At 46.6% G+C, this 14689-nt stretch carries 12 protein-coding genes and 4 pseudogenes; 1 reads left to right on the top strand and 15 read right to left on the bottom strand.

Annotated elements, in window-relative coordinates; translation table 11 throughout:
* From A3SI_RS14470 to alaS, 7 genes and pseudogenes are all read right to left on the bottom strand, one after another.
* Positions 1–369 (bottom strand): annotated as a pseudogene (locus tag A3SI_RS14470) (leucine-rich repeat domain-containing protein); the annotation flags it as partial.
* A gap of 198 nt (positions 370–567) precedes the next feature.
* Positions 568–1197: a hypothetical protein gene (locus tag A3SI_RS14465; RefSeq protein ID WP_316929227.1), complete on the bottom strand. Its 630-nt coding sequence runs from the start codon at positions 1195–1197 to the stop codon at positions 568–570.
* Positions 1194–1770 (bottom strand): annotated as a pseudogene (locus A3SI_RS14460) (hypothetical protein). The gene A3SI_RS14465 and the pseudogene A3SI_RS14460 overlap by 4 nt, the downstream one beginning before the upstream one ends.
* A 19-nt stretch (positions 1771–1789) precedes the next feature.
* Positions 1790–2257 carry a hypothetical protein gene (locus A3SI_RS14455; protein ID WP_009057054.1) on the bottom strand — a complete coding sequence of 156 codons (468 nt, stop codon included), beginning with the start codon at positions 2255–2257 and terminating at the stop codon, positions 1790–1792.
* Positions 2258–2475: 218 nt separating this feature from the next.
* Positions 2476–3591, bottom strand: a complete 1116-nt coding sequence (locus A3SI_RS14450; protein ID WP_156810324.1) for a TlpA disulfide reductase family protein — start codon at positions 3589–3591, stop codon at positions 2476–2478.
* Between the two features lie 14 nt (positions 3592–3605).
* On the bottom strand, positions 3606–5066 hold the full coding sequence (gene gatB, locus A3SI_RS14445; protein WP_009057050.1) for an Asp-tRNA(Asn)/Glu-tRNA(Gln) amidotransferase subunit GatB: 1461 nt from the start codon (positions 5064–5066) through the stop codon (positions 3606–3608).
* A gap of 62 nt (positions 5067–5128) precedes the next feature.
* Positions 5129–7764: pseudogene (gene alaS / locus A3SI_RS14440) on the bottom strand (alanine--tRNA ligase).
* Positions 7765–7876: 112 nt separating this feature from the next.
* Here alaS and A3SI_RS14435 point away from each other — a divergent pair.
* Positions 7877–8854: a M23 family metallopeptidase gene (locus tag A3SI_RS14435; RefSeq protein ID WP_009057049.1), complete on the top strand. Its 978-nt coding sequence runs from the start codon at positions 7877–7879 to the stop codon at positions 8852–8854.
* Between the two features lie 153 nt (positions 8855–9007).
* On the opposite strand, the gene trmB is transcribed toward A3SI_RS14435, so the two are convergent.
* From trmB to A3SI_RS14400, 8 genes and pseudogenes are all read right to left on the bottom strand, one after another.
* Positions 9008–9679, bottom strand: a complete 672-nt coding sequence (gene trmB, locus A3SI_RS14430; RefSeq protein WP_040671058.1) for a tRNA (guanosine(46)-N7)-methyltransferase TrmB — start codon at positions 9677–9679, stop codon at positions 9008–9010.
* 8 nt (positions 9680–9687) lie between these two features.
* Positions 9688–10860, bottom strand: a complete 1173-nt coding sequence (locus A3SI_RS14425) for a bifunctional folylpolyglutamate synthase/dihydrofolate synthase (protein WP_009057047.1) — start codon at positions 10858–10860, stop codon at positions 9688–9690.
* 178 nt (positions 10861–11038) lie between these two features.
* Positions 11039–11620 (bottom strand): hypothetical protein, encoded by a 582-nt coding sequence (locus tag A3SI_RS22950; RefSeq protein ID WP_009057046.1) that lies wholly within the window; start codon positions 11618–11620, stop codon positions 11039–11041.
* Complete coding sequence (locus A3SI_RS22945) at positions 11617–11994, bottom strand: hypothetical protein (RefSeq protein ID WP_009057045.1); 378 nt, start codon at positions 11992–11994, stop codon at positions 11617–11619. Before A3SI_RS22945 ends, A3SI_RS22950 begins: the two co-directional genes overlap by 4 nt.
* A 3-nt stretch (positions 11995–11997) precedes the next feature.
* Positions 11998–12387 carry an ExbD/TolR family protein gene (locus A3SI_RS14415; RefSeq protein ID WP_009057043.1) on the bottom strand — a complete coding sequence of 130 codons (390 nt, stop codon included), beginning with the start codon at positions 12385–12387 and terminating at the stop codon, positions 11998–12000.
* A pseudogene (locus A3SI_RS14410) lies at positions 12387–13081 on the bottom strand (MotA/TolQ/ExbB proton channel family protein). The gene A3SI_RS14415 and the pseudogene A3SI_RS14410 overlap by 1 nt, the downstream one beginning before the upstream one ends.
* A gap of 1 nt (position 13082) precedes the next feature.
* Complete coding sequence (locus A3SI_RS14405; protein ID WP_009057041.1) at positions 13083–13964, bottom strand: SPOR domain-containing protein; 882 nt, start codon at positions 13962–13964, stop codon at positions 13083–13085.
* Positions 13965–13976: 12 nt separating this feature from the next.
* Complete coding sequence (locus tag A3SI_RS14400) at positions 13977–14630, bottom strand: hypothetical protein (RefSeq protein WP_238531795.1); 654 nt, start codon at positions 14628–14630, stop codon at positions 13977–13979.
* Positions 14631–14689 lie beyond the last annotated feature (59 nt).

Here is a 14689-nt window from a genome sequence, read left to right as displayed (position 1 = left end):
ACGAACTTTAAATTTAAAGCTGGCATCTTTAAAAAAGAATTCTATGTCCTTTAAGTAGGAAGTAATGTCTTTATTCGTGATGACCTGACGATCTAGCAACAGATCATCTTCCACCTGCACCTTGCCATCTCGAAAAATCTTAGAATAGCTTTCTCGAATAATCACGTCCTTATCACGCGCAGGAGTATCTTTACTTCCTACCGTATTAAGAAAGTATTCCAAAAATAGAATCTGATCTTCTACTTTTTTGGAAAGGTCTTTTACCTCTTGCTTTGAATAACCTGCTATATCTTGGGCGAAAACAGGCGGATAAATAATAGTGGTTAAAAGCAGTAAAAGTAAACAGCGTAAATTGTTACTTTTGATCATAGATGAAATTTTGAATAATTTCTTTGTCCCCTGGATTTAACTTCACAAGGTTGCTAATCAACCAGCCTGTATTAAAGCCTGGACGATTAAAATTAGATAGCTCAAAATACCAGCCATTTATTTGAAAGAAATGGAATTTTACATCCAAAACACTCTCATATTTTATGTTACCGCGCTTTAACTCGTATAAAAACAAAGTTAAATAGTCCGGTGTAAAATCTGTTGGCGTAAACGACTCTGGCTTTGGCGTATCATCAAATGCCTTCGCAGGTTCATAAAACCCAGCTCGTGACTAAGTGGATGTAAGAAACTCTTATTTTCTCCTTGGGGCTTATCAAAGATCCCTTTAAATCCATTAAAGCTGACCTTATCTATAACCCACTCGTAGCCAAGTCCCTCGGACTGTAGTTTCATAAATAGGGTACAGGTTTCACGCTTTCCCCTGAAATTCACTTGTACTTCCACTTCTGCAAACCATCCTTCTCGATGAAAATTCAAGTAGTAGGGTAAGCTTTCAGAAAGAACATCTTGTGAAAATGCCCGACGTAGCTCATTATCTAAGGCCCTATTGTCCTCATCAAACAAAATGCCAAGATATTTACTTCGAAGAGCACGGTCTCTGTAATCTGTATCTCCAGGATTCAACCGATTCCCCGTGTCAGGAGACTCCTCACCATTAAAACGTCTAAAAAATTGGTTGACCTGTTTCGTGGATGCCGCGAACCTACCATCATCTTGGATGCGTGCAGGGCTGTTTACCACTTGGCCCTGCACGTAATCCATAGTAGATAACGCGATTATAAAGAATAAAAGCGTTAGTTTTCTCATGCTGATGTCTCCGTCACACGGATGTCACCTAACATTACGTCCCAGAACTCAATCGTTCTACCCGCGATTTGTGTTGATTTTTTCTCTACGTAAATAGTGATATCCTTTTTAGTAGTGTCGCGGTAGTTCAAACCACTCTCCAATGAAGTACCCTCAAAACGCTGATAAACAGTTACCACGCCTACATACTTTCCATCAGGCTGACGCTCTAAATCAGAGATGTAGTGAATGTCATACCAAGAAATATTTACACGATCATAGTTAAGTGCCATCAAACGCTCGAAATATCTTCTTACTTTGTAGTAAGCGATCTCCTTACGGTTAATGGAAGAAACACCCATTTCAGCACCAGGGGCAAATAACTCCTCAGCACGGTCCATGACACGATTCGCTTCTGAGAACTGCCGTCTCTTTGCTACCGATAATCGAGATGTATTTACTTAAATCTCTTACTTTCTCTAAAGCGAGAGAATCAATTGCTTGCTTTCTAGATGGGCTGATGTCATCCTGGGCAAATGCCGCCGACATACCCAAGGCAAACAAGAAGGCAATAGATGCGATGTATTTTTTCATCTTTTTAAATGCTTAAATTTTATTTACGTCTTAATTCGATTTCAGAAACTCTTCCGTTACCATCTAAGCGCACATCGCTTACAAAGTTTAGGTTCTTTTTCGTGTCCTTTAAGTAATGCAAGTACTTGTTGATCGTAGTAGGCTCATCATAATCCTTAATTCCACGCTCCTCGTGAATCACGATAAGAACTGGAGTATTTTGATTACTGAACATCGACATCGAATCATCGATCATACGATTTGCCACAGGAACAGAACTCGCATTGGTCACGCTCTGGAATAAGTTCTCTAACTTCTCTACTGCAACTTCCTCAGCCGATGGCGCAGGCGGTGCAACAGGCGCCTCTTCTACTTTCTCCACAGGTGGCGGAGGGGGAGCTTGTTCGACAACCTTTTTCTTACTCTTACAAGCGCCCATCGCTAAGAAAGCAAATAAGGCCAAAGTGAACAGCCTGTTATAGGCCCGAGAGGTGGTTTTTTGTTTCATGTTTAACTTAAAATTAATTGGTTTTCCTGTCTAGAAATCTTGTCTCATGTAGCAATTACCATTCCATAAATCCACTAGGACAAGAATGTTTTTTGCACATGAATTATGCCGCAAATGTAAGCGAATTTAATCATCACTTGTACACGGTATGACCATAATTATTTTTAGGAAACGGATACAATAAAACAGTATTAACGCTTTTTAACATCTTTCTCCATTTATTCAAAAAGCTGTGCCAACTTCTTCTCTAAGGATATACCCCGTAAATCCTTGGCGATGATTTTTCCATCCGGGTCTACTAAATAAGTGGCAGGAATAGCCGTAATCTGATAAGTAGACGCGGCCTCAGAATTAAAGTAGGCTAAATCAGATACTTGCGTCCAAGTCAAGCCATCATCTTCTATCGCCTTTATCCACTGCTCTCGCGTCCTGTCTAAGCTAACCCCAAACACTTCGAAACCTTTTTCATTATATTGCTGATACAAACGGACAATATTTGGATTCTCCTCTCTACACGGTCTGCACCAGCCAGCCCAGAAGTCAATCAACACATACTTTCCACGTAAATCAGATAAATTTACGATATCCCCATCCGGGTTCGGTAAACTAATCTCCGGTGCGGGCTGGCCTACTGCCAATACGCGCATGTCATCAAGCTGATTCTTTAAGCGGTTAATCATCGGATGCCCCGCGTAATTTTCTTCCAGCTGCGCTACAAGCTCGTCCATAAACGTAAATTCATTGCGCATATTTAACATCCCTAAGGCCGCTAAAGAAACAAAACTGCCATTAAAACTGCTGATCAACTCCTTTACCTGATCCGCATGCGCAGCTTCCATCTCTATGGCCTGCGCCTGAATTTCTCTAATAATGTCCTGGTCACGCGCAGACATCGCATCGTAATAGCGGGTATTTAATCCGTTGATCTCCTCCTGAAAAGCATCTACTAGCTGCTCGATTTGTAATAGCTGGTCGGTATACTTCGAACCTTTAACCGTTACCACTGGATCTTGCTCCCTATCGATCAGCAGCTCCACATCCTCGTTATAAAGTGCCAAAGTACGCTCAATTTCACCCTCATCCGTGAGCTGATAAAAACCAGCATGCGCTAAGGCTAACGTGTAGGTGAACTTGCCATCTGCTTCAACCCGAATCGTGTCAACAAAACGAACACGCTCATCCTCAAATTGATTTAAAAGCAAAACAAAGGATTCATCCGCATTTTTCACCACTCCCTTTAAAACCACCTCACCATCAAAAGCCTTTTCCTTCTGTTCTCCACAGCTAGAAAGGACCAATCCTAAGCCCGCAAAAACGGCTAGGAAACGCGTCATGTTTTGTATCATTTTCATTTTTCAAGTTGCTCTGTTAATAATTGCGTCGCTACTTTTGGATCCGCTTTTCCCTTCGAACGCTTCATCACTTCTCCCATAAACATGCCCAAAAGGCCTTTCTTGCCTCCTTTATAAGCAGCCACTTTATCAGGAAAAGCAGCGACCACCTCTTCTACTATAGGTAAAATAGAAGCGGTATCGCTCTCTTGAATTAAATTTAACTCCTGGGCTAGCGCCAAAGGATCCACCTCAGGACGCGCTAGCATCGTCGGAAATAAGCGCTGCGTCGCCACCGATGCACTCACCTTTCCTGTATCTGCTAAATCTACTAATTTGGCTAAATTTTCCACCGGAATGGGGAAATCAGCAATGGAAAGCGTCAGCTCATTCAGGTAAGACTTCACCGGACCCATCACCATATTGGAAGCACCCTTGTACGCTTGCGTATGCGTACAAAGCGCCTCAAAATACAAGGCAATTTCCTTGCTCTCTGTCAGTACGCCGGCATCATATGCGGGCAACTGATATGTCTGCATAAACTTCTGATAGAGGAATCTCGGTAAGGGCGGCATGCTCTCTCGAACCGACTGCAACCACTCCTCTGAAATCACAACAGGGCTCAAGTCGGGCTCAGGGAAATAACGGTAATCGTTCAAGTCTTCCTTCGTTCGCATACTGGCCGTCGTTCCCGTAGTCGCATCAAAGGTCCGCGTCTCAGAAACGATCTCCACACCCGCCTCAGCTAACAAGACCTGCCGCTCAAACTCGTGTTCAATCGCACGCGCTACATTTCGGAAAGAATTCATGTTCTTCACCTCTACCTTTTTGCCGTAGGCAGACTCCCCACGCTTACGTACCGAAATATTCGCATCACAGCGCAGCGAGCCTTCCTCCATATTACCATCACAAATATCCAGGTATCGCACCAGTTTCTTAATCTCTACCAGGTACGCATAGGCCTCCTCAGAAGAACGCATGTCCGGTTCAGACACGATCTCTATAAGAGGAACCCCTGCCCGATTAAAATCCACCAGGGTATCCACCTCGCCAGCTAAGTGCATGGACTTCCCCGCATCCTCTTCCATGTGAATACGCGTCAACGCCACTTCTTTTTCAGTACCGTCCGGTAAGGTAATCGGCACCACCCCTCCCACACATATAGGGCCTTTGTCCTGTGTGATCTGGTAACCTTTCGGCAAATCAGGGTAAAAATAATTCTTGCGCGCAAAAATATTTCTTCGCGTAATCTCTGAATTACAGGCGATTCCCATCTTGACCGCATACTCCACAGCCCGCTTATTTACCTTCGGAAGTGTCCCAGGATGACCTAAGGTGATAACCGAGATATGGGTGTTGGGTAAGTTTCCGTACTCCGTAGAATCAGAGGTGTACATCTTACTTTTCGTTAGTAACTGGGCGTGTACCTCTAACCCAATAACCAACTCGTATGTATCTTTTATACTTTTATCAAGCATCTTTCTTTCTTTTTCAGCCCAAAAATGGGTCCATTTCTATAAAAAACCAAATGAAGCCTATCTTATTCGCCTTTCAGACCTAAGAGCTCCTCGGCATGCGGGATAACCTGCGGAAGTCCTTCCAGGGCCTTTCCTCCTGCTGTCGCAAAGAAATCTTGGCCACCACCGCCTCCCTTAATGGACTGAGCTAAGGTTTTTACCAGCTTTCCTGCATGCAAACTTTTCGCCTCCAAAACCTGCTCATCCAGCATCACCGCCACCTGTGGTTTCCCCTCGATGTCTGCCGCCAATACCAAAACGAGCTGCGGAACTTCTTGCTTCAACTCATACGCCAGTTTCTTAAGTGCATCGGCATGTGGAAGACGCACCTGCGCCAAAATATAAGTCGCATCCTCCTTTACCTGCTGCTGCTGGAGCAGCTGGCCTTTCACGGCCTTAACTTGTTCTAACTGAAATTGTTCTATCGTCTTACGCAGCTCCTGACGTTCGTCGAGTAGCGCCTGAATGGCTTTCGAAACATCTTTAGGATGCTTGAGTAGCGCCTTCACCTCTTCTAAGGCCTCTCCCTGCGCCTGCACCACCTGCTCAGCTGCTGCCGCAGTTACCGCCTCGATTCGGCGAACACCAGCAGCGATAGCCGTCTCCGAAGTAATTTTGAAATAACCGATATGCCCGGTAGCCGGCACATGAATTCCCCCACAAAGCTCCATCGAATAGGCTTTATCAAAACAAATCACACGAACCTGGTCACCATATTTTTCTCCAAAAAGGGCCGTAGCCCCATGGCCTTGGCTTCTTCTATCGGCATGGCTCGGTATTCTTCTAACACGATATTCTCGCGTATTTTCGCATTCACTAAACCTTCTACCTGTTGTAATTCCTCCTCCGTCAACTTCGAAAAATGTGCAAAATCAAAGCGCAGCAGGCGCTCATTCACTAAAGAGCCCTTCTGCTGGATATGCTCTCCTAAAACCTGACGCAGTGCAGCCTGAAGCAAGTGTGTAGCCGTATGGTTATAGGTAATCAACTGCCTTCTGGCTGTATCTACTTCGGCATATACGGGCTGTGAGGGATCTCCTGGAACCTTATCTACGAAATGCACGATTAGGTCATTTTCTTTTTTGGTGTCCAGTACATGAATACGTTCCGTACCTACAGTTAGCCAGCCTGTATCTCCTACTTGGCCACCGCTTTCTGCATAAAAAGGTGTTTCTGCCAGTACCACTTGATAGCGTGTATGCTTCTTTTCCTTCACCGTCCTGTACTTCGTCAGCACGGTCTCTCGGGTGCTGTGGTCGTACCCGACAAAGGTGGAGCTACTCTCCTGCCCTACTACTACCCAGTCTCCCGTTTCCTGCTCTGCTGCGGCGCGGCTGCGATTTTTCTGCACGTCCATCGCCTGCTGGAAGCCTGCCTCATCGATAGAAAAACCTTGCTCCCGTGCAATAAGTGAGGTCAAATCCACCGGAAAACCGAACGTATCATAAAGCTCAAACACCTGTGCTCCAGGCAAAATGCGGCTGTCTTCCGCCTGTAATTTGGTCGTAAGTGTTTCTAGAAGACGAAGCCCATTTTCCAAAGTGCGAAGGAAAGCCGCCTCTTCTTCTTGAATTACCTTCGTAATAAATGCCTCCTGCGCTGCCACCTCAGGGAAAATCTTCCCGAAATTTTGCGCCAGCAGTGGCATAAGTTCATGTAAAAAAGGCTGATCGAACTGTAAAAAGGTATATCCATAGCGCACAGCTCTTCTAAGAATACGGCGAATCACATACCCCGCCTTATTATTTGAAGGAAGCTGTCCATCCGCGATCGTAAACGCAATAGCTCGAATATGATCCACGATCACACGCATGGCGATATCTGTTTTCTCCTCTTTGCCGTAGGCAATTCCAGAACGCTTCTCTAAATGCGCGATAAATGGCATAAACACGTCCGTATCGTAGTTAGACGACTTGTTCTGGATGGCGCGGACGAGCCGCTCAAAGCCCATCCCGGTGTCCACATGCTTGGCCGGAAGCTCCTTTAAAGAACCGTCAGCCAAACGATTAAACTGCATGAATACCAGGTTCCAGATTTCAATTACCTGTGGGTGATCAGCATTCACCAGGTCGTAGCCGGAAACTGCCGCCCGCTCCTCTGCAGGACGGAGGTCGATATGAATTTCAGAACAGGGGCCACACGGTCCCGTATCGCCCATCTCCCAGAAATTATCCTTTTTAGAGCCGAAAATGATACGGTCAGCGCCCACGATAGGCTCCCAAAGACCAAAGGCCTCCATATCCCTATCCAATTTATCCTGGGCATCACCCCCAAAAACGGACACATAAAGCTGCTCCTTCGGTAGTTTATACACCTCCGTTAACAGTTCCCAGGCCCATGTAATGGCCTCCTTTTTGAAATAATCCCCAAAAGACCAGTTCCCTAGCATCTCGAACATGGTGTGGTGATAGGTATCCACCCCCACCTCTTCGAGGTCATTATGCTTCCCGGAAACACGTAAACACTTTTGACTATTCGCTACACGTGTCTGCGCAGCTTGATCATTTCCTAAAAAGTAGTCTTTAAATTGATTCATCCCCGCATTCGTAAACATCAGGGTAGGATCATTTTTCACGACGATGGGAGAAGAAGGTACGTAGGCATGGCCTTTAGATTCAAAAAAACGAATAAACGTATCGCGGATCTCTTGAGCGTTCATTAAGAGGCAGTTTATATGTTTTGTAGATATTTTTTCTTAAATTCGCGGCTGTTCTGCATAGCTCCCAGCCCGCATAGCCCACAAAATTATAAGAATTAGCGCGCAAATAACAATGAGTAAGATAAAATATTATTACGATCCGAAAACCTGTAAGTACGAACGGTACGAAAGAAGTAAGTGGGACGTAGCCTTAAATTCGCTCGGTTTTTTTGCCTTTTCCCTGCTCTTAGCAGGCCTATTTTTAATCGCTTTTAACGCCTATTTTGACAGTCCTAAAGAGCTCTTACTTAAAAAAGAAAATAAAGAGCTCACCTTTTACTACGAGGCCATGGACGATGAAATCAAGCGGCTAAGCAGTATGCTCGAAGACCTACAGCAGCGTGATGACAATCTTTACCGGGTCATTTTCGAATCAGAACCCATTCCCTCAGAAGTACGTCGCGCCGGCGTAGGAGGAGCAGATCGCTACGCGGAAATCCGCGAAAAAGGATTAAAACAGGAAAAAATGATCGTCTCGCTTCGTTCTAAAGTAGATTTACTGAAGCGACAGCTGTACATTCAGTCCAACTCCTATGATGAAATCGCCGAAATGGCGCTAAATAAAGAGGAATACTGGGCCTCTATTCCTGCCATCCAGCCCATTCCTAACGAAGATCTGACACGTCTTGCCTCTGGTTTCGGCATGCGTATCCATCCCATTCTGAAAGTGCGTAAAATGCATGAGGGCATTGACTTCTCTGCACCTATCGGCACTCCTATTTATGCTACGGGCGATGGTGTGGTAAAAGTAGTGAAAACCATTTTTGGTGGCTACGGAAAGTACGTGGAAATCGACCATGGCTTCGGATTCACCACCCTGTATGCACACATGAACTCTTTCGACGTGAAGCCAGGCCAAAAAGTAAAACGCGGCGATAAAATCGGTACCGTAGGCAATACGGGCACTTCTACAGGCCCTCACCTACACTACGAAGTCCGCAAAGACGGGCGAATCGTAAATCCTGTTAATTATTTCTTCAAAGATCTTTCTCCTGAAGAATACGAAAAAATATTAGAGCTCGCATCGAAGGAAAATCAGTCTTTAGGCTAATTTCCACATTTCTTGCTCTACGAAACTTTGGCCTTCGGCCAAAAAAAAAGCCTGCGGGGAGAGCTGCTACTCCTCGCAGGCTTTACTTCATACAAAAGGGCCGACTAAGCAGGTTACCATAGGTGATGCCCTGACCAAAGAAATTTACAAAAACTACTCTGTTTCGGATTTAAAGCGAAAGCGTAAATACTTAATTGTTTCTCCCTTATCGCTGAATATTTTTTCGTACCGTGTTTTAATGCCGAGATGCTCCTCTTTATAAGGCGAAGCATAAAAATCATAGGTGATAGCTTCTAGCTCCACATCCTTTCGCTCTTTTAGCAGCTCCTCGGTATATAAGAAGAGCCCCGTATTATCTGTTTTAAAATGGATAAGCCCATCAGGACGTAGCAGTTGCTTATACATGTCTAAAAAACGTGGGGAGGTAAGTCGGCGTTTTTCATCTCCATCCCTAGGGAAAGGGTCTGGAAACGTGATCCAAAAACAATCTACCTCTCCTGGTGCAAAGAACTGGTCAAGCAGCTGAATCTGTGTACGCAAAAAGGCCACATGGTTCAACCCTTCTTCCTGGGCCTGCGTACTACCCTTCCAGATGCGCGAGCCTTTTATATCGACTCCGATAAAATTTCTATCAGCGTAAGCACGCGCCAACCCCACCGTAAACTCACCTCTTCCGCAGGCGAGTTCCACCGTTATGGGGAGTGTATTTTTAAAATGCGTGGTTTGCCAGTTGCCTTTAATCGTTTCGAAACTCGGTTTACCTGCTTGAATCACATTATACGCAGCCTCATTCGCTTCGAAGCGAACCATTTTCTTCCTTCCCATTACCTAATTTAAAGTTCATCTATTTCTGCTACCACAAAGGTACTGCCTCCCACATAAATAATGTCGTCAGGAGCAGCATTTTCTTTGGCAAACTGTAAGGCCGCTGGAACACCCGCAATAAAGTGTCGCTTCCAGCGCTTTGGCGCTAGCGCCTTTTCTAACTCTTCCAACTTAAACGCCCGCGGAATGGCAGGGGCAGTGAACACATATTCCGCATCTTCTGGGAGAAGGGCAAAAACGGGTTCCAGTGCCTTATCGGACACAAATCCCAGCACCATCCAGAGTTTTCTATAGGGGTAAGCCTTCAGCTGTTGCATCACATGCCGGATACCGTCTACGTTATGGGCCGTGTCGGCCAAAATGAGCGGATCTCTTCCCAATTCCTGCCAACGGCCCTTCAGTCCTGTAAGTGTCTGAACCTGTTCGAGGCCCTGTAGGACCGCTGCTTCAGAAATCTCCCATCCACTGGCCTGTAAAAAAGGAATAGCGGCTAACACGCCACGAACATTTTCCAGCTGATAACTCCCTTTTAAAGCGAGTGTAAAGTGTTCGAAGCTGTACGCTGCCTTAGAGCGCCCCATTCTATACATTCCAGCATCGGCAGTTGCTTCCAAGTGAACCAGCTCGCGCGCGAAGACAAGTGGTGCACCCAGGCTTTGGGCGCGCCCCAAAAAAACATCAGCAACCTCCTCCTGATAATGGCTAATGACCACAGGAATGCCAGGCTTTATAATGCCAGCCTTTTCAGCTGCGATAGCCGGCAGTGTATCACCTAAATACTGCTGATGATCCATACCGATGGTGGTGATCACGCATAACTCCGGGGTAATCACATTGGTACTGTCTAAGCGGCCGCCCATTCCGACTTCGATAATGGCGATGTCTACTTCTTTGGCTGCAAAGTACCAAAAAGCCATGGCTACCGTAGCCTCGAAAAAGGAGGGTTGGATTTCCTCTAAAAGGGCTTGGTGCTGGGCGACAAAGTCTACCACTGCTTCCTGTTCCATCTGCACACCATTTATGCGCATACGCTCTGTAAAGCACTTTAAATGGGGTGAAGTGTACAGCCCGACACGATAACCTGCCGACTGCAAAATAGCAGCCAGCATGTGGGAAGTGCTCCCCTTCCCATTAGTTCCTGCCACGTGGATACTCGGAAACCGGTGCTCTGGATTTCCCAACCGTGCACATAAGACTTCCGTATTTTTTAGGTCCTTTTTTAAACGCAGTAGCTCCCTGACGCTGAAACATCGGGAGCATGCTGTATAGGTAGGATACAGTTTCCTGGAAATTCATGTAAATCTCTTAATAAAAGCCAAGGGTGGCTTGAAATCGGCAATGGTAAAAGGCCTATTACGCTTAATCCACCTTGATGATAAAGGTGATTTTTCCAGTGGAGAAATCAGCAGAAGCAGCGCCTGCTTGGCGACGAAAGGACACTTTATTCACTACGGTACGGTAGTAAGCCAGCACTTCATTGGATACATTGTATTCCAGAGGAATAGCTTGAACGACCTTGCCCGAATCGTCTACCGTAATACTGAATACGATTCTCCCATTCCGTGTACTGACACGATCCGAAATATCCGGTTTAGAGGCAAAATCCCAGCCTGCCAGATCTAAATTATAGCCAGAGGCAGGGCCTGGATTCCCCTGACCCGTTCCGGAACCCATGAGTGCTCGACCATCCACAGTTCCTTCTGCCCGCCCCGCGGAGCCTGCTTGATTATCCGTGCCAGCACCACTCGCAGAACTCGCTCTGTTCGCCGAACCGGATTGTCCGCCACCTCCGAAAATCGCACGCTGATCCACTTTAGGAGCTTCTTTCGCCACAACTGCAGTTTCTTCTGCTTGCCCCTTTTTCGGGTCGGTAGTGGGGGTGGCTGTGGTTTTACGCTCGGTAGGCTTCACTTGTTCCGCTGGCTTTTCGGTTCCTTTCACAGGGCTAGGCTTGGGCTGCACGGCCTGTACGCTCGGCTGTACCGGCGTAGGATTAGCTCGAGCTTCTTGAGGCTGAGGACTTGCCAAGGCTGAGGAGCTTCTACCACCTGAGGTGCCACCTCACCCGGAGCTGCTGCCTCAGGTGTGGTCGTTTGCTGACGACTCGGACTCGGGCTGGGCTGATTACCACTTCCCACATCCGAAAAGCCTAGCTGCAACTCCATTCCATAGCGGGATAGCGGTGGGTCTGGCGAGCGCCAAACTACCACAAAGTAGAGCAGTAAGAGCAGCGCTACATTAATTCCCACCGTCCACCAGACAGCTCTTTTGCGCTCCTCTTCTTGCGTATGTTCTATGGAAAAATCTGAATTCATGTTCTACTTAAATGGTTTCGTCGCGATGGTAACATTAGCCTCTAAGGCAGCAGCGATGCCTCCTATTTCCACCAAGTACTCTACGGGTACATCCTTATCGATATGCAAGACGACCTGTCCTTTTTTGCCAGCCAAGAGGCTGGACAAAGCCTCTCGGACTTCTTCTCGCGGCATGACTTTATCATTTACCGAGAAACGTAGGTCCTTAGAAACTGAGACGGTCACCTCCTGCATCACGATCTCAGCCGTCTCACTCGAGGGTAAATTCACCGGAAGCCCGAAGGTGATGAAAGAACTGGTGAGCATGAAAAAGATGAGCAGCAAGAAAATAATGTCCGTCATCGAAGACATGCTAAAGGCCGTTTCTACTTTATGTTTGGATTGTAATGCCATTATTTCTCCTGTAAAAGGTCGATAAATTCTATGGTCGTATATTCCATCTTGTGGACCAACTTGGACACCTGGCTCACCAGGTAATTATAGCCCAAGTAGGCGATAATCCCCACTACCAGCCCACTGGCCGTCGTAATCATCGCTTCGTAAATACCCGTGGACAGCAGTTTCGGAGAAACCATTCCCTCCTCCTGTGCCACGCCGATAAAAGCGCGGATCATCCCTGCCACAGTCCCTAAGAACCCAATCATCGGTGCTGCCCCTGAAACAGTGGCCAGGATGTTTAAGTTCTTTTCTAACTTATACAGCTCCAGCTTGCCCACATTTTCGATGGCCACTTCGATGTTTTTCAGCGGAGAGCCGATGCGGCTTAGCCCTTTGGCGATCATATTCGTTACCGGGCTGTTCTCCCCCTGACATAGCATCTGCGCCTTTTCTACTTGCCCTGACTGCACGAGCACCTTAACATTATCCATCAAGGTAACAGGGTCTTCGATGCCTTTTTTATGACCAAAAGACGCTCGATGAAAATAAAGATCGCCAAAATAAAGAGTACATAAAGGGGTACCATAAAATACCCTCCTTTAATGAGTAGCTCAAGTAAACCGATTTCGGTTTGTCCGCCTTCCATGAGCGCTAAACTGTCCACTGCCAGTGCCGGATCAGTTGTTGAAAGTGTTTGCAGTAGTAACATATTAGTATTTCAAAATCCAAGCTCCCTGTCCAAATGTTTTTCTGGCCTCCGGCAAAGCCCTTTGACCTTCTTCTACCGTGTCAAAGGCCGCTACCGCTATTCTAAAATTACTTTTGGCATCCAAAGGAGCTAATAAATAAACGTTATTGGTTTGGTTCAAGTATTTTTTTGCTTCTGTTAAACTCACGGCCTCTGACGGGAAGCTGGCGACTATAAGGTAGTAATTCCCCTTGCGATTGTTGCCATCTAAGCGCATCACCTCAGCGGCAGTGCCGGTTTGGCGAACATTGGCCCTGGTCTCCGAGGCTGCCGCTCCCGTAGCTGCTGCTGCCTGATTCGCTCCCGAAGAAGCAGACGGTGCTGGTGCTGCTGTAGTAACTGCTGCGGAGGTCTGTGCCTCTTCGGCCGTCCTATCTGCTCCTGACTGCTGCTCCGTACCTGAGGCCGTTTCCGTAGCCTCAGATTCCGAAAGCGTTTCTTCAGCTACTAATTCAGGAGTTTCCACCTCCGTCTGTGGGGGAATTTCCTCTTCTAGTCTTTCCTCTATCGCTACAGCTGCTTTTTCAGGCATCGGCAGCCCAAACTCGAGCACATACCAGAGACCAAGCATGCCTAAAATAAGCACAAACACCGTCGCGATAGCCACCCTTCCCGGCCCTTTCTTTTCTTCTATACGCATCTTTCCGACGCGTTTTTTCTGTGTTTCTTTCGGCTGCGCGACCGATGCCGCAGCAGGCTTTTCTACAGCTGCTAGGGCGGGCTGCTCCTCTTTTTTTCTTTTAATCCGTTCTCTCTCCCGCTTTTGATTGAGCTGGTACAGATTGACCGTCTCTACAAAAGGAAAGCCAAAATCCTTATCTCGCTTTTCCTGTTCTTCTTGCATGTTGTCACTGGGTTAAAATTGAATCGTCACCCCGGCTATTCCTTGGATGCCACGCGCTGGGTAATTTAAAAACCGCGCATTCGAACGGTTGAGTAAATTATTTCCCGTCACAAACGCCGAGACACGCGGTGAAATGCGATAATCAGCATGCAGCTGCACATCGATTACGGCCGGCAGTACTTCCGGCGCTATTCCGATCACAGGGGCATCGAAATTCAATAACGGTGCCTGCGCATTAAAACCGGTAATTCCACCCAGGTACAGAACATTCGCTTGAATCAACCACTTATCGGCCGGTTTAAATTCGTTTTGAATGCGAACTTCTACATCCGGACGTCCGAAAGCCGCCACAAAATCAGTTAAGGTGTAGTGAAAATACTTCGCGCTTCCGCTCACTTTATACCAATCTTCAAATTCAAAACTCACCTCTCCGAAATACTCTAACACCCGCGTATCGGTATCATACAAGAGCTCGAAACGCGTGGAGTCCGAGGCCTGATTGCCAAATAAGTGAAAATTTTGCAAATTAGCTAAAGCCAATCCTGCCTTATAGCGAAAGGTGCCATCGATTTGGCCCTGCACACCTGCACTGGCACGAAACTGCTGTCGGGTATTCAAGAGTTGTTCTGAGGGTCCAAGAAACGGGTTCTCACGTACGAAACTCAAATAGGTATTGCGCAGCATATCCCCCTCAAATCCCGCAAAACCCTAAGCATCTACTACTG

The organism is Nitritalea halalkaliphila LW7 (assembly GCF_000265075.1).
GTDB classification, from domain to species: domain Bacteria; phylum Bacteroidota; class Bacteroidia; order Cytophagales; family Cyclobacteriaceae; genus Nitritalea; species Nitritalea halalkaliphila.
Note: the sequence above shows the minus strand (reverse complement) of the source record. Positions and strands in the feature narration are given on the sequence as shown.

What these genes read in the sequence shown, in the direction of transcription:
- A3SI_RS14465 (WP_316929227.1), bottom strand. Translation starts at nt 1,197, where the DNA reads ATGAGAAAACTAACGCTTTTATTCTTTATAATCGCGTTATCTACTATG.
- A3SI_RS14455 (WP_009057054.1), bottom strand. Translation starts at nt 2,257, where the DNA reads ATGAAACAAAAAACCACCTCTCGGGCCTATAACAGGCTGTTCACTTTG.
- A3SI_RS14450 (WP_156810324.1), bottom strand. Translation starts at nt 3,591, where the DNA reads ATGACGCGTTTCCTAGCCGTTTTTGCGGGCTTAGGATTGGTCCTTTCT.
- gatB (WP_009057050.1), bottom strand. Translation starts at nt 5,066, where the DNA reads ATGCTTGATAAAAGTATAAAAGATACATACGAGTTGGTTATTGGGTTA.
- A3SI_RS14435 (WP_009057049.1), top strand. Translation starts at nt 7,877, where the DNA reads ATGAGTAAGATAAAATATTATTACGATCCGAAAACCTGTAAGTACGAA.
- trmB (WP_040671058.1), bottom strand. Translation starts at nt 9,679, where the DNA reads ATGGGAAGGAAGAAAATGGTTCGCTTCGAAGCGAATGAGGCTGCGTAT.
- A3SI_RS22945 (WP_009057045.1), bottom strand. Translation starts at nt 11,994, where the DNA reads ATGAATTCAGATTTTTCCATAGAACATACGCAAGAAGAGGAGCGCAAA.
- A3SI_RS14415 (WP_009057043.1), bottom strand. Translation starts at nt 12,387, where the DNA reads ATGGCATTACAATCCAAACATAAAGTAGAAACGGCCTTTAGCATGTCT.
- A3SI_RS14405 (WP_009057041.1), bottom strand. Translation starts at nt 13,964, where the DNA reads ATGCAAGAAGAACAGGAAAAGCGAGATAAGGATTTTGGCTTTCCTTTT.